The 20,185-nt window shown below is 57.0% G+C and carries 22 protein-coding genes; 6 read left to right on the top strand and 16 right to left on the bottom strand.

Features of this window, described 5'->3' with window-relative positions; all coding sequences use genetic code 11:
- Window positions 1-5: 5 nt before the first annotated feature.
- The 3 genes from BSR28_RS04850 to BSR28_RS04840 form a co-directional block, all read right to left on the bottom strand.
- Complete coding sequence (locus tag BSR28_RS04850; RefSeq protein WP_073713509.1) at window positions 6-428, bottom strand: hypothetical protein; 423 nt, start codon at window positions 426-428, stop codon at window positions 6-8.
- A gap of 48 nt (window positions 429-476) precedes the next feature.
- A complete protein-coding gene (locus BSR28_RS04845) occupies window positions 477-1,004 on the bottom strand; it encodes a hypothetical protein (protein WP_073713508.1) in 528 nt (175 codons plus the stop codon).
- A gap of 97 nt (window positions 1,005-1,101) precedes the next feature.
- Window positions 1,102-1,878, bottom strand: coding sequence for a formate/nitrite transporter family protein (locus BSR28_RS04840; RefSeq protein WP_083563079.1), 777 nt, complete (start codon window positions 1,876-1,878; stop codon window positions 1,102-1,104).
- Window positions 1,879-2,062: 184 nt separating this feature from the next.
- On the opposite strand from BSR28_RS04840, the gene purB reads away from it, so the two are divergent.
- Entirely contained in the window at window positions 2,063-3,517 is a 1,455-nt protein-coding gene (gene purB, locus BSR28_RS04835) for an adenylosuccinate lyase (RefSeq protein ID WP_073713507.1), read from the top strand.
- A gap of 126 nt (window positions 3,518-3,643) precedes the next feature.
- Entirely contained in the window at window positions 3,644-4,585 is a 942-nt protein-coding gene (locus BSR28_RS04830; protein WP_233120614.1) for an Abi family protein, read from the top strand.
- Between the two features lie 73 nt (window positions 4,586-4,658).
- On the opposite strand, the gene BSR28_RS04825 is transcribed toward BSR28_RS04830, so the two are convergent.
- The 10 genes from BSR28_RS04825 to BSR28_RS04780 form a co-directional block, all read right to left on the bottom strand.
- Window positions 4,659-5,981 carry a DUF4921 family protein gene (locus BSR28_RS04825; protein ID WP_073709707.1) on the bottom strand — a complete coding sequence of 441 codons (1,323 nt, stop codon included), beginning with the start codon at window positions 5,979-5,981 and terminating at the stop codon, window positions 4,659-4,661.
- Between the two features lie 71 nt (window positions 5,982-6,052).
- Entirely contained in the window at window positions 6,053-6,685 is a 633-nt protein-coding gene (locus BSR28_RS04820) for a hypothetical protein (RefSeq protein WP_073713506.1), read from the bottom strand.
- Complete coding sequence (locus BSR28_RS04815; protein ID WP_073709667.1) at window positions 6,685-7,308, bottom strand: DUF6286 domain-containing protein; 624 nt, start codon at window positions 7,306-7,308, stop codon at window positions 6,685-6,687. Before BSR28_RS04815 ends, BSR28_RS04820 begins: the two co-directional genes overlap by 1 nt.
- A complete protein-coding gene (locus BSR28_RS04810) occupies window positions 7,308-7,676 on the bottom strand; it encodes a hypothetical protein (protein ID WP_073709668.1) in 369 nt (122 codons plus the stop codon). The genes BSR28_RS04815 and BSR28_RS04810 overlap by 1 nt, the downstream gene beginning before the upstream one ends.
- 5 nt (window positions 7,677-7,681) lie before the next feature.
- Complete coding sequence (locus BSR28_RS04805) at window positions 7,682-7,876, bottom strand: hypothetical protein (RefSeq protein ID WP_073709669.1); 195 nt, start codon at window positions 7,874-7,876, stop codon at window positions 7,682-7,684.
- Entirely contained in the window at window positions 7,873-8,463 is a 591-nt protein-coding gene (locus BSR28_RS04800; protein WP_083563077.1) for an Asp23/Gls24 family envelope stress response protein, read from the bottom strand. Before BSR28_RS04800 ends, BSR28_RS04805 begins: the two co-directional genes overlap by 4 nt.
- Window positions 8,464-8,535: 72 nt before the next feature.
- A complete protein-coding gene (locus tag BSR28_RS04795; RefSeq protein ID WP_073709670.1) occupies window positions 8,536-9,441 on the bottom strand; it encodes an aldo/keto reductase in 906 nt (301 codons plus the stop codon).
- Window positions 9,442-9,538: 97 nt separating this feature from the next.
- Window positions 9,539-11,269 carry a hypothetical protein gene (locus tag BSR28_RS04790; RefSeq protein ID WP_143237587.1) on the bottom strand — a complete coding sequence of 577 codons (1,731 nt, stop codon included), beginning with the start codon at window positions 11,267-11,269 and terminating at the stop codon, window positions 9,539-9,541.
- A complete protein-coding gene (locus tag BSR28_RS04785; protein WP_073709672.1) occupies window positions 11,266-11,751 on the bottom strand; it encodes a hypothetical protein in 486 nt (161 codons plus the stop codon). Before BSR28_RS04785 ends, BSR28_RS04790 begins: the two co-directional genes overlap by 4 nt.
- A complete protein-coding gene (locus BSR28_RS04780) occupies window positions 11,748-13,310 on the bottom strand; it encodes a PGAP1-like alpha/beta domain-containing protein (protein ID WP_073713504.1) in 1,563 nt (520 codons plus the stop codon). Before BSR28_RS04780 ends, BSR28_RS04785 begins: the two co-directional genes overlap by 4 nt.
- Window positions 13,311-13,591: 281 nt before the next feature.
- On the opposite strand from BSR28_RS04780, the gene BSR28_RS04775 reads away from it, so the two are divergent.
- Both BSR28_RS04775 and BSR28_RS04770 read left to right on the top strand, forming a co-directional pair.
- A complete protein-coding gene (locus BSR28_RS04775) occupies window positions 13,592-13,834 on the top strand; it encodes a heavy-metal-associated domain-containing protein (protein ID WP_073713503.1) in 243 nt (80 codons plus the stop codon).
- A 160-nt stretch (window positions 13,835-13,994) separates the two neighbouring features.
- On the top strand, window positions 13,995-16,484 hold the full coding sequence (locus tag BSR28_RS04770) for a copper-translocating P-type ATPase (RefSeq protein WP_073713502.1): 2,490 nt from the start codon (window positions 13,995-13,997) through the stop codon (window positions 16,482-16,484).
- Window positions 16,485-16,552: 68 nt separating this feature from the next.
- On the opposite strand, the gene BSR28_RS04765 is transcribed toward BSR28_RS04770, so the two are convergent.
- The 3 genes from BSR28_RS04765 to BSR28_RS04755 all read right to left on the bottom strand — a co-directional run bounded on the left by BSR28_RS04765 (window position 16,553) and on the right by BSR28_RS04755 (window position 19,229).
- On the bottom strand, window positions 16,553-17,578 hold the full coding sequence (locus BSR28_RS04765; protein ID WP_073713501.1) for an alpha/beta fold hydrolase: 1,026 nt from the start codon (window positions 17,576-17,578) through the stop codon (window positions 16,553-16,555).
- Window positions 17,571-18,443, bottom strand: a complete 873-nt coding sequence (locus BSR28_RS04760) for a DUF998 domain-containing protein (protein WP_073713500.1) — start codon at window positions 18,441-18,443, stop codon at window positions 17,571-17,573. The genes BSR28_RS04765 and BSR28_RS04760 overlap by 8 nt, the downstream gene beginning before the upstream one ends.
- A 66-nt stretch (window positions 18,444-18,509) precedes the next feature.
- Window positions 18,510-19,229, bottom strand: coding sequence for a DedA family protein (locus tag BSR28_RS04755; protein WP_083563074.1), 720 nt, complete (start codon window positions 19,227-19,229; stop codon window positions 18,510-18,512).
- Window positions 19,230-19,272: 43 nt separating this feature from the next.
- Between BSR28_RS04755 and BSR28_RS04750 the strand changes: the two genes are divergently transcribed.
- On the top strand, window positions 19,273-19,761 hold the full coding sequence (locus BSR28_RS04750) for a fluoride efflux transporter FluC (RefSeq protein WP_073713499.1): 489 nt from the start codon (window positions 19,273-19,275) through the stop codon (window positions 19,759-19,761).
- Window positions 19,758-20,147: a fluoride efflux transporter FluC gene (locus BSR28_RS04745; protein WP_073709680.1), complete on the top strand. Its 390-nt coding sequence runs from the start codon at window positions 19,758-19,760 to the stop codon at window positions 20,145-20,147. Before BSR28_RS04750 ends, BSR28_RS04745 begins: the two co-directional genes overlap by 4 nt.
- The last annotated feature ends 38 nt before the right edge of the window (window positions 20,148-20,185 follow it).

Genomic DNA, 20,185 nt, shown 5'->3' with positions numbered 1-20,185 from the left:
GACTCTCAGGCCGGCATGGAGTCGTAGACCGGCTTCTTGGCGGTGGGCAGGATGAAAGTCAGAGCCGTTAGGGAGGCCCCTAGGTATCCCAGCAGGACCACCAAGCCTAGGCCTAGGTTAGCTCCTTGACCACTTTCGAACTGGCCTCCTACGAGGTCGAATACTAGGCCACCTACGCAGAGCAGCGTAAAGATTGCCAAGATTCCTAAACGTAGTTTTAGATTGCGGTCTTGCATCCACGCTAGGACCCCGAAAATCAGCATGCTCGCAGCCAGTGCCATGACTACCACTTTGCCGATAAGGAAGTAAAAGGAATCTCGCTCTTCACTTAGCGTGATCCAGTCGTAGGCGAAGAAGCCAATCCCGATTAGACCTAGGACGGCCATCGAGAGTTTGTAGGTAAATGATTTTGAGCTGTAGTCCGGCATGGTGTCTCCTTTGAGATTGGAAATATTTTGGGAAGTCTAAAGTTGAATTTAGAGCGGATCCGCCTGGTTCTTTGCTTTCATTGGCGCAAACCAGAAGAAGATAAAGAAAATCGCTTGGATTATTAGCCCCCAGCCGGTGTAATACAACATGGGTAGGGCCGCATACCCAGAGGGGCTCTTTGATTGGAGTAATCCCATTGCCACAACCAGCGTCACGAATAGTAGCCCGTTAAAGCCCAGCACTAGATAGGGACGGATATCGTTGGGGTCGACCTTACGAGCAGCGAAAAATCCCCAGACCATTAAGGCGCCAAAGACAAATATGTTCAGTGCTATAACTCCCATCAACGCTCCGCTCATCAGCATCGACCAAGAAAACAACAGCTGCAGGATCCCAACCGACCCTAATAAGACGCGGCTAAATCCACTTTGACAAAGTATTGAATTCCCATTGAGAAGAATTTCCTCATCATCGTCATCGACAGGTTCAATCAGGGGATCATTCAGGGGTTCATTCAGGGGTTCATCGTGACCGGAAAAATCATGGTCATCATTTTCGTAGTTCTGGGGGTCCATTCAGGCCTCCTTTGGTAACTCTCTTTAAAAAAGCATACCAAAATAGTTACCCAGGACACAGTACCCTAAAAATACCCCCAGGTCCGACCACCCTATTTCAGTGCTCGTCCTTGGTAACGGTGATCAGGAACGGCAGGGCTACGAACAGGGCCCCACCAATGCAGTTGCCCAGTAGCACGAAGGTCAGATTATAGAGCGCACCCCAAACGGTCACGCCCGGAACCCCGTGGAAAAGACCCAGGGAAAGGGTGGTCATATTGGCCACTACGTGCTCAAAACCAGAGGTGACGAACAGGGCCATACACCAGGCCATGAGGATCATCTTGGCAACCTCGTTCTGGGCGCGAGACTGAGCCCAAACGGCAGTACAAACTAGGACGTTGCAGAGGATGCCGCGGCAGATCAGGGCAATCCAAGTCTTGTGGGTCTTCGCGGCGGCCACGGTGGCCACCATCTGGTAGACCGCCCCGTGCGCCATGGCTCCCGAGCCCAAAACCACTACGCCCAGCAGCATGGAACCCAGCAGGTTACCCAGCACCATCAACACGAAGGCACGCAGGGCAGACCCGGCAGTGATTTCTTTCTTCGCCAAGCCGATTGGCAGGATCATCATGGCACTAGTGACCAGTTCTGAACCGGCAAAGATCACCAGGATTAGACCGATCCCGAAGACTGCCCCACCCACGAAGGGACCCCAGGGGTTATGCACGGCATTTAACGGTCCGGCGGCGGTGAACATGAAGACGTCAGCCACGCCAATATAGAGGCCCGCTAGCATGGCGGCAGCCAGGTAACGGACCGGGTGGGAAGAGCTATCTGCTTTATGGTGTGCGCCCTCGATCTGGGCAGCCATATTGTCAGTTAAAGAAATCACGGCTCAAAGCGTAGTCCTATTCCCGTCCCTACGCTAGTCCAGATAGGCAATTAGTTCATTAACTGACTAACACTATGGGCAATCTGTCTCCCAGCGGGACAAAGTCGGAAAGTCAGGGGTGGTTCCCGAGTGATAGAATCGGCACCGTTAGGCTGAATTCTTCCCAACCTAGGTGGTAACCCGCATGACCCAGTCTGTTTCCCAGCCCGCATTCACTGATCTAGCTGCCGTAGAGCCGCCCCTCCCCCTAGGCCCCATGGATGGCCGCTACCGGGCACAGGCTGCTCCCCTCATCAACTACCTGTCCGAGGCCGCCCTGAACCGCGCCCGCCTCCAGGTCGAGGTCGAATGGTTGATCTTCCTGCTAAACAACCAGGTCCTACCCGGCGCCCCCACCCTTTCAGATGACGAGGTCGCCTACCTGCGTTCCGCCGTTACCGACTTTGGGGCCCGGCAGATTTCCCGCCTAGCTGAGATTGAAGCAGAGACCCGCCACGACGTGAAGGCCGTCGAATATCTGCTCAAGGAGCACTTGAAGGCCGCCCCGCAGACTCTAGGTGAGGGTACTAAACTGCCTGAACTTAACGAGGTCGTGCACATCTTCTGCACTTCTGAAGACATTAACAACCTGGCTTATGCCCTGAATGTGCAGGGTGCTGTCCAGCAGGTTTGGCTACCCACTGCCCGTGCCCTACAGCAGCAGCTGGCACAGTTGGCGCAGGATAATGCGGATGTGCCCATGTTGGCCCGGACTCACGGTCAGGCCGCCACTCCGGTGACCTTGGGTAAGGAACTGGCCGTTCTGGCTCACCGTATTGGCCGCCAGCTCAAGCGCATTGAGGCCACCGAATACCTGGGCAAGATTAATGGGGCCACCGGTACTTTTGCCGCCCACTACGTCTCTGTCCCCCAGGCTGACTGGCCCACCCTAGCCCGCGAGTTCGTGGAGCACTTGGGCCTGACCTGGAACCCGCTGACCACCCAGATTGAATCCCACGACTGGCAGGCCGAACTGTATTCGGACGTGGCCCGCACGAACCGGATCCTGCACAACTTGGCCACCGACGTGTGGACCTACATTTCGCTGGGTTACTTCAAGCAGAACCTAGCCGCGCAGGGTTCCACCGGTTCTTCCACCATGCCGCACAAGGTCAACCCGATCCGTTTTGAGAACGCGGAAGCTAACCTTGAGGTTTCTTGCGCGCTACTGGACGTGCTGGCCAGTACCCTGGTGACTTCGCGTCTGCAGCGCGACCTGACCGATTCTTCTATGCAGCGTAATATTTCGGTTGCTTTTGCCCACTCCATGTTGGCTTTGGATAACCTGTCCCGCGGCTTGGCCGGTTTGGATGTGGACGCGGACCGTATGGCCGTGGACCTAGACCACAACTGGGAGGTCCTGGGTGAGGCTATTCAGCAGGCAATGCGTACCGCCGCGATCGCGGGCGTGCAGGGCCTAGAAAACCCGTACGAACGCTTGAAGGAACTGACCCGAGGCCGCCGCGTGGACGCCCAAGGTATGCGCGACTTTATTGGCACCCTCGGCTTGCCCGAGGAAGTCGAAGCTCGCCTTCTGGTCCTAACCCCCGCCACCTACACCGGTTTGGCGAAGGAACTCCTCTCCTTCTTGAAAGCGTAATCTTTTCCACTAAATCAGTGATGCGCTCTGGACATCATATCGGATTGTCCTATACTTAAATTAATAGTTCGGCCCGGCTCAGTTTTACTGAGTACGGGCTGGATTTCTATTTAGGGAGAACCGGACTTGGGTAACTTAAAACGCGCAACCACGTTCGCAGAACAGCTAGCCATCTTACGAGAACGCGGCATGGAAGTCGATGAGCAGCTGGCTGAACAATGGCTTAAAAATGTGAGTTACTATCGGCTTTCCGGATACTGGTACGGGAACCGTATGCTCGAGCCCAACTACAGCCCCAAGAACCCGAAGCGTTTAGACACTTTTAAGCCCGGTACCACATTCGAAGAAATCGTAAAACTATACGAGTTTGACAGAAAACTTCGAACCCTCATCCATGACGGAATGGAAAGAATCGAAGTTACTTTACGGGCGCGAATAGGTGAACTTCTCATCCACAAGGGTCCGCTTTCGTATCAAGATCCGAACCTCTTCCGTGAATCCTTTGATCATGAATCATGGCTAAAAACTACCCGGGGTCGAGTTGAACGAGCTAAACAACGCAGCGCTGCAATAAAACACTACGATGAACATTACGATGATTATCCTTTTTGGGTTCTAGCCGATGTTTTAGACTTCTCTGACCTATCGCAGCTCTACGATGGCCTTCTACTGGAGGATCAACGATTCATCTCTGAAGGTTTAGGCCTAAAAGTGAATCCTGAAAAACTTATGTCTTCCACAAAAAAGAGTTATTACCGTCAAGATCCACTGGCTCGCTGGTGCGAGCAATTTACCGTCGTTCGTAATACTTGTGCCCACCATTCACGCTTATGGAATCGACACTTTACTCCGGCATCCACTAATGCATTTCGAACTATCCCAAGCCTCGACTCGCTTCCTAGAAGCCAGAGTGAACGACTATACGGAACACTCCTTATGATGGCATTCATTCTAAAATCAGTATCGCCTGGAAGTAGCTGGATAAAGAAAGTTATTTCTTTAGTCGAAAATGAATTCTCGGTTTCACCCAGACGAAATACAGTCGAGATGGGTTTCCCGGAAATTTGAAACAGAGCTTTCTTAATCTTGCTTAAAACAGCAAGCTACTATCCGCTCGAAGCACGATTTAATAACAGTTCCTCTAGTCCAACATATCGGGAGTGACCTTGCATTCCTTCCCGATCAACATGGGGGCAATCAGGCGCGGTTCGCCGCGTTCTTCCGCCTCATTAGAGGCCTGGCGTAGCTCCTGCAGGGAGTTAACGACGCGCTCACGGATCATCCACGGGTCTAGGGTGTTTAGGTAGATGCGAGTACCGCCCTCGAAGCCCGCTAGGGTCGAAATACGCCACTTCAGCAGGATGCGCCAGCGCATGCCCACCTTGTTGGCTTTACCGGGCGGGCAGTGGTACCACTCTTCGTTACAGGGCACCTCCGCGCCGGTCGCGGCGTGCATGGCGTGTAGTAGGTCGGAAACGGAGCGCACTTCCTCGTCCGTGTATTCCCAGGGTTCCTTCGCGGGACCCAGGGGCCAAACCGCGACGGTGGGGAAACGGTGACCGAAACCGGCCAGGGCGACCGCGTGCTCGTTCTGTGCCAACACTAGTCCGCGCGAGGCCGCATACCGCAGGATTTGCTTGTAAATATGCGGGTTTTTGCGTAGTCGGGCCAGTTCGGCATCGATCTGGACGGAACGCTCATCGATTGCTACCAGCTGCTTGTGTAGGTGGTCAAAAGAGGCGCCGGCGGGCTTGAGCCAGTTCTGGAAGGTGGCCACGTACTTCACGTGCTTATCCAGCTGGTACAGGTCCTTCATCGCGTCAATGGTGAAGCGAATGTACTGGTGGTGCTCTTCCGGGGTAAGCGTCCCAGAGGATGCCAACTGCGTATCGTTAGTGGCGTTATCGACGTAGTGGCGACGCGCAATAATCACATCGTGACCACCACAGAAGTAAGAGTAAGCCTGTGACAGGATCTCTGGTTCAGAAAGGGATTCGATCTTTTCTTCGCTCACGCCCGAGGCACGCATGCGGGTGGTGACAATCTGGACGACGTGGTCAAAACCCGCGGGGGACGAAATGTATTCGGCCATGCGGCGGCGTTGGGCTTCTGAGGGTTCGTGGCCATAGCCCTGTGCCCAGTAGGCGTAAGAGACGATCTCGAACAGGTTGGGGACGCGGCGGAATTCGGCGCGCGTCCGGTTGACCTCGTCGGGGCGGACCTCGTCGATTTGGCGCCAAGCGACCTCGCCCAGAGCGCTAACGTCACGGACTAGACGGGACTTTTCCGGGGGCGTATCTAGGTAGCGGGCATCGCAGAAGGCGCAGGTGTGAGAGTTTGCGCCGGGCCCTAGGGGTTGCGGGTTGGTGGCCGGGACTGACAGGGGGCGGTGACCCCGCCCGGGGACGGTCCAAACCTGGGTACCAGATAGGGGGTTACGCTGTTTTAGCGTGCCATCTGGCATGCGCACAATGACATCATCGTCAAAGGGCGGGATAGTTTCTTCATTATTCACGGGTCTACCCCAGTCGGTGACTAGCTAACGCGCGGAGCTGACTGGAAGCTCTTTGCGATGGTCCCTCCTTGGGAAAGTCGAACCATAAGCGGAATGCTCTGGCCCAACAAACGGTCGAGGTCCTTGGTTAGCATATCAATCCTACGATATGCAGCAGCGGGTGAAGCGCCGGTGTTTAGGCGAACGCGCAGTAGCAAACCATTCTTGCGCTTCACCATCCAAGAAGAAACATTCACGCTATTGATGGTGGGCTCAGACTGGAGCTTGTCCTGCACGTACTGTTCAATGAACTTAGTGGTTAGGGTGGTTGAACCACTGGTGCCGCCCGAACCGTCCAGGGCCGGGCTGGAGAAGCTTAGCGTGTGCTTGGTTTTACCGCCGGACTGGCCGAAGATGGTAGCCAGGGAAACGATAATGGCAATGATCAACAGGGCAAAGACGCCCACGTGGATCCATGAGAGTTCAGAGCCGGGGATCCTAGAGTGATCCAGGCCTTCCTTGAGCAGGTCTAGGCCCTGAGTTCCGTATTTTTCCCACTGAGTGTTGAATGCAGGCCAAAGCTGGGTGAGGGATAGGCCCACCCCGATGACTAGCATTAGCAGTCCGGTAAAGAAAGCGAGGATGCGGTTCCAGGCGCGTGGATAGTGACGCATCAGGACTCCTTCTCAGGGGTAATCAGGTTGAGCTTGGTTTTCACCTTGGGCAGGAGTTCCATCTGCGCAACCGTTTCTTTAAGAGTTTGTTGCAGTAGTTCCCGATCCAGTTCACGGCCCGCGTGCGGGGTGACCGTGGCGATCACGTGGGTGCGATCCACACTGGTGGAAACCTGTCCCTGGCCTAGGCCGGCAGCATTGCGTAGGGCGGCGGAAACAGCCGAGGCAATGACCTGGTCATCGACAATCACGGCGGCACGCTTCGCGTCCATGCGGTGACGTCCTAGGGAGCCGGGAGCTAGAGCTTTAATGAGGAAGATGATGCCTAAGATCGCACCGGCGATCCCACCTACCGCCAGCCAAGGGTAGATGACCCGGCGGCCAATGACGGGAATGTCGTTGAGCATTTTTTCGGGCGTTGCCAAGAGCGGCTGGTAGCCCAGGGTAGCTAGCGTTAATTCAATCAGTAGGTAAACGCTGCCGGCCAGTAGTAGCAGGCTAATAACTACCGCAGTAAATGCTCGCGAAGAGTGCGTCGCGCGACGGGAAATGTAACCAACGTGGGGTCCTTCCGTGGCGTTACGGGACTCTTGGGGATTGTCGACCTTAGGATTTTGGGTCATTATTCGACACGATTCCTCTGCGTGGGAGTGACTTCTTTTTCATGCGGGTGGTAGATAGAAGCCACTGTCAGATCTAGTGTTCCAACTTCAGCACCTAGCAGGTGGGTTAGGCGCGGCTGCAGGGCAGCACGCTTCGTGGTTAGTACGGTCACCAGATCGGTACCCGAAGCTAGGGCTTTATCTGGCAGGGCCGTAGTTACCCGCACATGTAGGGGTGCTTCATCTTGTTGCATTGAGACGCTGACCGCGGCGGTGGGCACTTCAAAGGCCTCTGCGGTGGCAGCACGCACGGTGTTGTTCATGGCGCGTGCTGCCACTGAGGTGTGTCCAGGTAAACGGTTAGCGTCAGTTTTGGCGCTAGTGTCCATCTTTATCAGAATGACGTGGTCTGTACGTTACCGGTTAGTGCGCGCCAGGCAGCCTTGAAATCAAGGGTGCCTTCTAGGTGGCGTCCAGCTAGGTAACCGATCGCAGCAAACAAACCAATCAGCAGTGACCACCAGTGGAAGACCACAATGACCACGCCGATGATGGCGCCTAAAATCGCTAGTTCCGTAGACTTTCTCACTTGACTCGAGGCTCCTCAGTCTTCTTTTCTTCAGGCTTGGGGGCCGGTGCGGGAGCTTCGGCAGCCTTCTTTTCTTCTTCCTTGTCAACGCCGGGGACGTGAACGTCGGTGACGTCAATGTTGACCTCAACGACCTCTAGGCCCACCATGTTTTCCACGTTGGTGAGGACGGAACGGCGAACAGCTTCGGCAACCTCGTGAATCGGGTAGGGGTATTCGACGATTAGGGTTAGGTCGATAGCGGCCTGCTTCTGGCCGACCTCAACGGAAACACCCTGGGTAACGTTGCGGGAAGCACCGAAGGCTTCACGGGCAGCGCCCAGTGCGCGAGAGAAACCGCCACCAACAGCGTAAACGCCGTCAACTTCAGCCATTGCTAGGCCAGCAACCTTAGCAACTACCTGATCAGCGATGGTGGTGGTGCCACGGTTGTTTGCATCCGCGGGAGCGTCCTTGACCGCAACAGCCTTTACGGGTTCGGGTCGGTTCTTGGGTTCTGCCATGTTGTTCTCCTTAACGAGTTCCGCCGGGGTGGGGGCGGGGGTGGTTTTTACTGGGTTAGCAGCAGTTTTCTTGGTGGTTGCCATTAGTGTGGCCTCCTTCGCTTTTGTTATACAGTTTTTGCGGACGGGACTAAAGGTCTATTAGGGGTGATTTCGCTAGCGGCCAAGGAAATTCGCTTCGTCAGGATGCGAACCGGTCCGGCCCTCTTCGCCCTTGTCCAAGCTATTCAAAGCGTCAACCGCAGCCTGATCCAATTCGAAGTCGAAAATCTGCAGGTTTTCCTGCATCCGCTGCGGGCTGGTGGTCTTCGGGAAGATGACATCACCACGCTCTAGCGCCCACCGCAAGACGACCTGTGCGGGCGTACGTTCTAGTCGTTCAGCCTGCGCCACGACCAGTTCATCACTGACAATATCGCCCCGGGAAAGTGGCGCCCAGGCTTCCACCACAATTCCCAGCTTTCGGCAGTACTCACGCAGGGCATCCTCACGGAAATACGGGTGTACCTGAATCTGGTTCACGTGCGGGACAAAATCGGTGGCGTCAATAATGCGTTCAAGATGGTGAGCCTCAAAGTTAGAAACGCCAATCGCTTTCGCGCGGCCGCTCTTGAAAATCTCCACCATGGCCTGCCAAGTCCGGTCATAGCGACCGTCATACAACTTAGGAACCGGCCAGTGAATCAAGAACAGATCCACGTAATCCAAGCCCATGTCGTCTAGGGACTTATCGAAGGCGCGGTGCGCGTCCTCGGGCTCATGGAAGTCGTTATTGAGCTTGGTGGTGACGAATAGGTCCGCCCGTTTTACGCCCGCATCCATGGCTTCATGTAGGGCGGCAGCTACCTGTGCCTCATTGTGGTACATCTGGGCAGTGTCAATATGACGGTAGCCAAGCTGCAGGGCAGAACGAACCAGGTCGGTGGCCTGCTCTGGCGGGACCTTGTAGGTGCCATAACCAAACTGGGGGATTTTGGCGCCCGTAGCAAGTGTTAGCTCCGGGATTTTGGCAGCGGCAGGGTCGTTCTCAAAGAAACTTTTTGCGGTCTCACTCACAGTCATAACAAAACCATAACACAGAAAAGTAGGTCCTACGAACTAAGGCCAGCTCATCTTCACAGTAGCCGCAAGCCTAAGCTTTCAAGCCAAAAACCTGCGCCTACTTACCCTTTACCACGGCAATCACCGCAGACTCACCCTGATCGTTTCGGGCCCACATGCGCACCCGGTCCCCCGGACGCAAAGCCACCCCAGTAAGACTAATTTCTTCCTCCAACTCGGTACCCATCATGCGACCGTCCCATGCGCCATGGAACAGCGGATAGAAAGCACTGGTTCCCGCCCGGGAAAGCTCCAAACCAAAATCAGTACCGGCCGTCCCCGTCAGCTTAAACGGTAACTGTTGATGCTCAGCCTCTGACATTTCCGCAATCACCTCGGGCAGTTCTAACTTCGGGGCCTGGAAAGTTTCTAGGCGCGAGAACGTCTTTACCGGATACTGCCAGCTGTGCCCATCCTTGGTGGTCACGCGAACTCGGAATACCTTTACCGTATCCACGGGCAGCTTAGTAAAGCCGGGGTGGTCAAGCGGCAAGGGTTTAAAGGTGATTGTCGGGTAGCCAAAACGATTGGCAGCCAGCGGGTTAACCGGGGTTTCAGACTGCAGTGGAAGCTTATGCGCCTCACCGTTGAAGGTGTTTTCTTCCCAGACCTCCACCTTCGCGTCCACAAACAGGCTGGGATTTTGATCGCGTACGGACAGGGACCAGCGGCCCGGATCAGTCCGCTCAAATCCCGGGACGTCTAAAGCTCCCGGCATCAGTTTGGCGGGCACATACCCCGCAGCCGGCCAGGCGATCTGCGGCGGAGCGGACCTGAGGTTCTCAAACTGGTGCGTTTCCCCCGGGTAGGCCGCGCGGGCCGCCTCAGAGAGTTGTTGATCATCGGTTTCGCGGACCTGCGTCAGCGCATTCACGCTAGAAGAAATCACGAACCCATAGCCCAGGTTGTCTTTGGGGAACTGGTAGCCGCTAATCTTGGAAACCTGCTCAACCTCGCCCGTATTTAGCAGTGCCAGCACCGAAACAGCAGTCTTATCTAGGGTCGGGTCCAGCATGTCGATCCGGTGTCCGACATTCTCATTATTCTTCCCGTCATCATCAAGGAAGTTGATTAGTTCGTAGCTGACGCGGGGCAGGTTCTCGCGGCTCTTTTGGTTCACCAGGGGCATGACATTGCTACTGCCCGCTAGTAGCCGGTAGTTGATATCAGCCCGGTAGGTGGCTTTGGCACCACCCACAGTCCGACACTTGAAATCCTTGGCGGGCACTAGGCCGTGGCTGATCTTCAAAGAGCGCGCTAGGGAAATTCCGCCTTCACTCAGGTCTTTCCACGCGGGGTGATTTGCCGCTAGGGCGGTGATGGGCTTAAGCCCCACCAGCCGGCGTGAGTCATTCCAGGTGTTAATAAAGGAGTCAAGGTCTTGCGGTTGCGTAACCGGAGCTTCGGGGCATTCTCCCGCATTCGTAAGCAGCGTCTGGATGGGCGTGGCGTACTGTTCGATACGCTGGGCGATCTCTTGGGCTTGCCGGGCGTCAACATGGGCGGGTACTAGGATTTCTCCATCCGAGGTCGCTCCCGGGGTTCCCATGGTTCGGCCGCCCACATTCTTGGAGCTGCTGGGCATTGGGGGTAGTTGTCCCGCCCCAACCAGGCTACTTAGGTCAGGCCACAGGTTTTGGTTCCCTAGGATTAGCGCGGCCACTAAAGCCACCCCTAGGGCTGCGCGGCGTAGGTTTCGATGGTGTCGACGTCGACGCAGATAGACCTCGATGGGATTTTCGTAGGACCCGCGGTAAAACTTGGGGTCCGCCGGTGGCGGCATGCTCATGGGCGCCAGTCAGGGTCACAGGCCGGGGCCCCTAGACGGTCAAAGACCTCATGGGGGTAGGCGATCTCGGCTTCAAAATCTAGGTCTTTACTGGTCACCAGCGGGGCTTGCGGATCATTGGAACGGACCTGCAGGTCAATGGCGGCCGGGCCGGTTTGGGCCTGATCCCAGACGGTTTTCAGGACCTGCTCGGCCAGTGCTTTCAAGTTAGGATCCTGCGGGTCTAGGTCAGTTTGGACCTGGGCTTGGATCCGGTAGGTGGTCATGGTGCGGCGGGTTAGGACGGCTACGTCCACGACCCCGGGTAGGCCCATGATTTTTTGTTCCAGCTTATTTTTGGCGTCACTTTGGGTGCGTGAGTTTAGGCGGAAGACCGCCGCCGAGGCCGCGGCCCCCAAGGCTGCGGCACCCCAGACTAGAGGGTTTTTCCATCCCGGCCCGTCACTGGGTTTTCCGTGAAAGCGTGAGTTATAGGGTTTCATTTTCTTAGACCTTTTTTCGGGGAGATGGCGGGTAGGTTCTTTTTGGGGAGGACGTGCTGGGCAACCTCGTAAAGGATGGTTGTAACGGGCTCTTCCGGTTCGGGCAGCATGGTCATGAGTTCTAGGACCGCGCGACCGGTCCGGTCTAGGGGCTGTCCCCCGCGCGCCGCGTCGGTGATTTTTTGGCGCGTGCGAGCCTCAAGGATTTTCACGGTTTCTAGGTAGGTACCGGTGGAGTGCGCATAGTAGAGCGGATTCGACTGGGGTTTTTCCAATTCACGGATGACGCGAATGCGGTCGTCAATGAACTCGGTGGGGACCCCGTCCATCCAGGGGATCATGTCTTGGGTGTGCTCAAGGCTGACGTTCCAAACATCCTCGGGGAGCTTTATGGAGCGCGAGGGCGAACCGATGGTTAAGACGTGGGTGACGTTGATGGCACAGCTCGGGTCGGCGGCCATGGCGTGCGCGGTGACGCCACCTTGGGAGTGGCCAATCATTAGGACGCGTTCAGCTTGGCGTTCTTCGGGGCGGATGCCGGCCTCGTTGAAGGCTTTGATCATGGCGTGTTCGACGCCGGCGCGGGCGGCTGAACGCAGGCCCAACATTTCCCGGACGTTAGATTCGGTATCGGCCGGGTTAGCCATGGTGATAGGAGCCATGTGGTCAGTGCCGGGCACGATCACGATCCAGCGGCGGCGGGCCCCCTCGCCAACTTTGACAACCTTAACAACCATACCGGCGCCGGAAGACCAGTAGAGGTCGTCAATATCGGCGATCCCGTCTGCCAGGGTTTGGGGCGGGTCTAGGCGGCGCATTTCAAAGTTCACCGGCATGGGGGAAGGGACCCGGCCTTCAAGGAGGATCGGGTTCTTAGGCTCCCCCATTTTCCCTAGGGGATGCTCAGGATTGTTGGTGTCTGCCCACAGTCCGTCCTTGCGGGGGTCATCGAAGGTATTAGTACGCACGAACGGGGGAACGAACTTTACGGGCAGGAACTCCCCGTCTACGCAGATTTTGCGGACTTCTACTTTGCCCCCTCGGAAATAACCAAGGGCGGTGGCGACCAGCAGGTAGGCCTTCATGAAACTGCGGTACCCGGTGCTGGGGACGGCTTCTTTGATCTCTTGGAGGCGCTGGCGTTTTTGCCGGTTGGTGATGTTACCTTCCAGCAGGTTAATGATTTCTTTGACGGTCCAGGCCCCTAGGCCGGCGGCGCGGGAAATACTGTGGACCACGGTTTCGTAGAGCCAGGGTCGGTCAAAGAAGAACTCTTGCATGTCTTCGATGCCTTCGGCCCAGCGTTCGTCAGCGCGGGTGCCAATGGCTTCGGACCAGCTCTTGGGCAGGATGGGGATCACGGAGACGGTGGATTCGGCGACGGAGGCACCTAGTCGCGCCCCGATCCCTAGGATGGGTGGCAAGCTCTTGGCTTTTTCTTGGTATTCCGGTAGTCGCGCTAGGCGGCTGGTGACGGAGCGGAAGGTGCGTTCAGAGAGGCTCTGTTTGGGCCAGGGGGTCCAGCCAATGTCGCGGGTTTCTTTGATTTCTCTGGCCACTTGTCACCTCCTGCCGGGTTATCATGCTCGTTTTCGTGGGCCGCGTGGGATTCGTCGTTGAATCCTAGGATTTACTGGTTTGGGTTTAGTTTTGATTTAGCTTTAGGTTTTTATTCTAACGCGGGTAGTCATTTTTCTTTAGGTGTTGGTTAGATTACATTCCAGCTTTCCCCTAGGGTGAAACCCCTATTTTCTGTTCCATGCGCGCGTTAATCTAAAAAACGAGTTGTTTTATCCGGCTCTCAAATGGGAGCGGGAACTGATTTTTGGGGAGTATTAAAATGGCCGATTTCGATCGCACCGTGGAACTAGATGTTACTGGCATGACCTGCTCTCACTGCGTGGCTCACGTACGTGAAGAACTGGCTGAAATTCCGGGCGTTGCCAATGTTGATGTCATTCTTCGTAAGGAAACCCCTTCACTTGTGACTGTCGTGGTCACGGAGCCCGTTTCCGATGACCTGTTGAAGGCTGCGGTTGATGAAGCTGGTTACGAGGTAGCCGCGATTCGTCGCGACGCCTGAGCTTCAGTTCGCGTTTACCCCGTTTCTGGGAAGAGTTTAAGTTTCCCGGGATAGTTACGTAGTCCGGGGTTAGTTATTCTTTTTGCCCGACTTTGCTTGGGAAGGCCAGTGCTGACCTGAGTGAGTCGGGCGTATTTTTTGAGTTTTTTGGTGGTTGCTAATGCATGAACAGTCTTTAAAGCCGCGTTTGATCGTCTCCCTAGTATTGGGCATTCCGGTCATGTTGCTGTCAATGATCCCCGCTTGGCAGTTCTGGGGCTGGCAGTGGGTGGTGGCCGCACTGGCCCTACCGGTGGTGACATGGTGTGCTTGGCCTTTCCATAAGCCGGCTTTTAAGAACCTGCGCCATGGGGCATTCACCATGGATACGCTGGTTTCTTTGGGTGTTTTAGCGGCCACGCTTTGGTCTTTCTGGGCCCTGTTCTTTGGCGGTGCGGGCCAGCTGGGCATGCGTATGTCCATGTCCTTCTTCCCGCGTCATAATACGGATGCTCACGCCCATATTTATTTCGAGGGCGCCACGATGGTGGTCGCTTTCTTGCTGGCTGGTCGCTATGCGGAGGGTCGGGCTCGTCGCCAGGCGGCGGGCGCTTTGCGGGCCCTGCTGGATTTGGGGGCGAAGACCGCGACCCTGCTGGAGGTGGATGCTTCCGGGCGTGAGTCTGAGCGCGTGATTCCGGCTTCTGAACTGCAGGTGGGTGACGTTTTTGTGGTCCGCCCGGGTGAGAAGGTCGCCACCGATGGCGTGATTGTGCGTGGTACTTCTGCGATTGACGCTTCCCTGCTTACTGGCGAGTCCGTCCCGGTCGAGGTCGCTCAGGGCGATCAGGTTACCGGCGCGACTTTGAATACTTCTGGCGTTTTGCGGGTGGAGGCTACCCGGGTTGGTTCTGAGACTACTTTGGCTCAGATTGGCCGCATGGTTGAGCAGGCTCAGGCTGGTAAGGCTCCGGTGCAGCGTCTGGCCGATAAGGTGGCGGGCGTTTTTGTGCCGGTCGTTATGGGGTTGTCCCTGTTGACGCTGATCCTGTGGCTGGTCTTTGGTTCTAGCGTTCAGGGCGCTTTCACTGCGGCGGTTTCGGTGCTGGTGATTGCTTGCCCGTGTGCGCTGGGTTTGGCTACCCCGATGGCCCTGTTGGTGGGTTCTGGTCGTGCCGCCCAGTTGGGTATTTTGTTGCGCGGCCCGGAGGTGCTGGAGGCTGCCCATAATCTGGATACGATCGTTTTGGATAAGACGGGCACGGTGACTTCCGGTGAGATGTCGGTCCGTCAGGCTTACCCTTTGGCTCAGGTTTCTGAGGCTGAGTTGTTGGCAGCGGCGGCTTTTGCTGAGGGCCCGTCTGAGCACCCGATTGCGAAGGCGATTTCGCAGTCTTCGTCTGTGCCCGCTGATTTTGGCCAGGTTGCTGATTTTGTGAACCTGCCGGGTCGGGGCGTGTTTACGGTTTCGGATTCGGGTCGCGCTTTCTTTGCGGGTCGCCCGGAGTGGATTGCCACTTTGACGGGCGTGCCGGCTTCTCAGTTGACTCCGGCCGAGGCCGTGGATGCCACTTTGGTGGCGGTAGCTTCCGCTAACTTAGCGGACCTTGGCTTGACTGCGGGTACTGCCGCTTCGGTTAACACTGAGGCGGACGATGCCACCGATAAAGCTGGTGACGAGGTTGACGCTGTGGACTTTAAGCCCGCTACCCAGTTGGTAAAACTGGACGTGCAGGGTATGACTTGCGCTTCCTGTGTGGGTCGCGTGGAAAAGAAACTGGGTAAGCTGCCGGGCGTCAGCGCGGTAGTCAACCTAGCAACTAACTCTGCTGAGGTTCATGCTCCGGCAGACCTAGATCCGCAGGTTTTGCAGGATACGGTCATTAAGGCCGGCTATGAGGCAAAGGTATTGTCTTCCGCTCTGGAGGGTGGCGCTCAGGCGGCCACTCAGGGCAACCAGGCAAACGCAACGTCAAGCGTTCAAGCCCAGTCAGCCGGTAATGCCAATTCTGCCGGTACTTCCCAGCCGGGTGCCACTACCCCGCTTTCTCAGGTTGACGTAGAACAGATCTTAAACCTCGAAAATAAAGCCCAGGCGCTGGGTACTATCGCGGTCGCGGATACGGTTAAGGCGTCCTCGGCCCAGGCTATTAAACAGTTCAAGGAACTGGGTATGGAACCGATCCTGCTGACCGGTGACAACCAGTCCGTGGCCGACGCGGTAGCAAAGCAGGTGGGCATTGAGCGGGTTATCGCGCAGGTCCTACCGGCTGATAAGCAGCAGCAGGTGAAGGCTCTGCAGGATCAGGGCCGCGTGGTGGCCATGGTTGGTGACGGTGTTAATGACGCGGGCGCGCTGGCTCAGGCTGGTAACCGTGGTCTTGGGATGGCCATGGGTTCGGGTACTGACGTGGCCATGGAAGCTGCCGACGTAACCCTGGTGCGTTCGGACCTGACCTCTGTGGGCGCTGCAGTGCGTATTTCCCGTGCCACGCTGCGGAATATTAAGCAGAACCTGGGTTGGGCATTTGGCTATAACCTGATTGCCATTCCGCTAGCGATGCTGGGTTGGATGAACCCGATGATTGCGGGCGCCTGCATGGCGTTCTCTTCCGTCGCCGTAGTTTTGAACTCCCTGCGTCTGCGTTCGCTGGAGCGGGACGCTAAGTAGTCTTTGCCGCGTTTTTCGCCAGCCCCTTGGGCAAAACCTTCTAGCCCAAACTTTTCAGCCCAAACTTTTTAGCCCAAATCTTGGGCGGGTCCCTTTGGTGGGCGACGCAGGATGCGGCCCAACTGACTGGGGCGGGAGAGCATCACCATGTGGGTAGAGCGCGGTAGCCCGTGCACTACCACCAGGGAATCGGGGCCCGGCTGATCAACGCTTTGCTGCCGCAGGGCCTTAGCGCGATCCCGCCACCAGGCACTCCACCAGCGCTGCACCAGCCCGATGGGGATGCTGCTGCCAATGGCAATGATGGGTTCTACCCGCGCGGGTAGGGGTCGTTCTTGCAGCTGGGATAAACGTACGGCCCAGATGGTGTCAGAGAAAAACTCTTCAGCGGCCTGCATGGCCACTTCCGGGTGGGACAGTGCGGCCGCTAGTTCTTTGGCTTCCTGCCCGTGATGACCGCGAGTGAGCGTCGCGATGCGCAGCACCTGCGCGAACAGGGGACGTAGGGGCTTGCTGGTGGCCACCTTGGCTGCCAGAACCAGAACCTTTGAAGTGCCCTTGGCTAGGGCTTCACTGACGGGCAGTTGCGTGTAGGCGCCCCGGCGGACACCCAGCGGGATAGTCCCGTCAATCATGACTAGGCGGCCTACCAGTTCGGGGTAGAGGCGGGCGGCACCCTCGGCCAAGAGTGAGCCGGTAGAGTGACCGACTAGGGTCACGGGGCCACCTTTTTCTACTTCGGCCGCCATGACGCGACGGATCGCTTCGATTTCTTGTTCCCAATCGGCACGCTGTTTCGGTACCTGGGGTATTTCGGTACCGTTAGCTGCTTCTTGGTCCCGGTCCGCAGGCGCCGGGTTCGGGATCCCCGTCAAAACGGAACGGGGCACAATCACGGTGCGGCGCTTACCGGATAGGCGGTCCAGCAGGGGTTTCCATTCGCGCGGTAGGACCGAAAGGCCGCCTACTAGGACAATTGTGGGCGCAGCCTCGGGGGTAGCCTCGGGGGTAGCCTTGGGCGCAACCTCGGGGGTTATTTCTAGGGCACCTTCGGGATTATCTTCGGCGGCCCTGACGGATGCGGCCTTAGCCATTTTGGGCCTCTCCTTGCGGGCGCTGACTTTCAAGGTCTCCCACTAAGCCTTGGCTTCCAGCCTCCCCTTGCGGGCGCCTGTGATGAGCCCGCGCTTTGGTTAGCAGCGGGTAAGGGTAAACGACCAGCAGTAGGCTCCACATTAGGGCCCCGACGATCTGGGAATACCCCATAGGAACCTGCGGGAAAACTGAGGTAATACTGGCCCAGATGATCCCCAACAGGGTCAAAACTGTAACCACCTGCTGGAAGCGGCCCAGTTCCTTAAAGCCCCAAAGTAGCCCCGCCAGGGCCACAAACATGCCGATCTGCGCGATCGCAGAGGTCCCCGCGTGCATGAAGTCCGTAAACGGTAGGGAGAGGTCTAGGTCGGCTCGACGGCAACCCTGATCTAGGGCGACCGTGCACGATAGGGGCCAGAATGCGGCTCCGATGGTGCCCACCCCGAAGGCGATCAGTCCACCGGCTGCCAGCTTGGCACCCTTCAGGTAGGCGCCTAGCTCAACGTCTTGACAGTGTTTTTGTGCCTGAGGTTGCGCCAGCCAGTTTTCGTAGGCGGCCTGCGCCTGGTCACCATCCACAGCCGCCATTGATTTTAGATAGTTCCCTGCGGTCTGGGAGGTGCGGATAATGGTGATCAACAGAATCCCGGCCAATAGCACCGACACCCCCACCATCGCGTCAGCTAGGCGGAATAGGTAACCGGTGGGCCTAGTGTTCGCGGCCAGGTCAGAGAGGAAAGTCCGGTCGTGGTGCAGGACTTGTGGGTCCAGCCAAATGGCTAGAATCCAGGTGCAGTTCAGCAGGGCCGCTAGCACCAAAAGCAGACGGATCTGTCGGTTGGCCGGTGCTGCTGCGCGTCTCATTTCATTCCCCTGCTTTTACCCGGTTCTTAGTGCCTCAATAGTGCCCAGCTGGTTCTAGCTTTTCGCTTACTCGGGGTTAGCGGAGGATTCCGGCGCCCCAATGGCGGTCTTTTGCTGTTTGCTCTTCCGCCAGCTCTGGTAGCCCTTGATGATGATCGGGAGGACGGAAACGAAGATGATCAGCATGGCCAGCAACTCAATATTGTTGCGAATGAAGGCCACGCCACCTAGCTGCGAACCTAGGAAGGTCAGGCCCATACCCCAAGCGGCCGCCCCGATCACGTTCCAGCGGATGAAGTGAGAGTAGCCGTACTTGGCGATGCCGGCGGCTAGTGGCACGTAGGTGCGTACGATCGGCACGAAGCGGGCCAGCACTAGGGCGGGGCCACCGTGCTTATCGAAGAAGGCCTCGGCCGAATGCAAGTATTCGGTCTTTAGGACGCGCGCGTCGTCTTTGAAGAAGCGTCGCCCAAATTTATACCCCAGGAAGTAGCCCATTTGGTCGCCTAGGAAGGCGGCCACGAACACGGCTAGCATCAGCCACCACAGGTTCAGGCCCAGCTGAATGTGCAGTAGGCCGGCGGTGAAGATTAGCGAGTCACCGGGTAGGAAGGGGAATAGGACGCCGGATTCAATGAAGACCATCAGGCAGGTGATGGCCAGCATCCAGGGGCCTAGCGCTAACAGTAGTTCGTCTACGTTGCGGAAGTAGTGCATGATGTCGCCAATCCAGCTGGTGGGCTGGGCGGCAAGCAGTGCAATCTGGGTGAAAAGTGAATCTAGCATCGCCTGCAACTATATCAGTGCTAAAGCCCGCTATGCTGGAAGGGTGAACAAGGTTATAAAGGACGGTCTGCTGGTGGGTGCCGGTGGCTTCTTGGGGACGATTCTGCGCGAGGGCGCGCACACCCTAGTCCACCAGCTGACGGCCCCCGCGCTTTCCGCGACGCCCCTTTACCTGTTGACCGTAAATACGCTAGGCGCCCTAGTTTTGGGGTTCCTGGTGGGTTCTGCGACTCGTTTTTCGGCCCGCACGCGCACGATTTTTGGCACCGGCATGTGTGGTTCTTTTACGACCTATGGTTCTTTAGCGACCATGATGCTATTGCCCGCCAAGTCCGGGGGCACTCACGGACTGTGGGTTTTTTACCTGCTGTGGGCGGCAGTGATCCTGGTGGTCGGTTTCGCGGCAGCCTTTGCGGGCTGGCGTCTGGGAGCGGCCCGGCAAGAACGCCTGGGGGCCATGACTGAGGCGCAGGAAGTGGAAGAGCTTGAAGAGTTTGTGGAAGACCCCTACACGGAAGGGGATCAGCAGTGAATCCCTTCGTTTACATTATTCTGCTGGGTCTGGCCGGCTCGGTGGGTGCGATGCTGCGTTTCAGCTTGGATCTTTCGGTTCGTACCCTGATTTCCCGCTCTCCCCGACTAGGTGAGGTGCCCGGGTCGATGACCATGGGTATTTATACGGTTAACGTGTTGGGTTCCTTTATTTCGGGAATGGTGTTCGCGTCCTCGGCCGGGTGGGGTTGGATTTGGGCGCCTCTGGTGGGTGCGGCACTTTCTGGGTTTACGACTTTTTCGACCGCGATGGTTGATGCCCTGTCTTTGGCGCTTGATCGTCGACGAGGGCGCGCCCTGGCACTTTGGGCCTCGCAGTTTGTGTTGGCGGTGGCCGCGGCCTTCTTGGGGTACTGGGTGGTCTAGCTTGGGTTGCTGGGTGGCCTAGCTTGGGTTGCTGGGTG

This window comes from Boudabousia liubingyangii, assembly GCF_001907245.1.
Classification (GTDB): Bacteria; Actinomycetota; Actinomycetes; order Actinomycetales; family Actinomycetaceae; genus Boudabousia; species Boudabousia liubingyangii.
The sequence above is the reverse complement of the archived record's forward strand: the minus strand, read 5'-3'. Positions and strand labels throughout refer to the sequence as shown.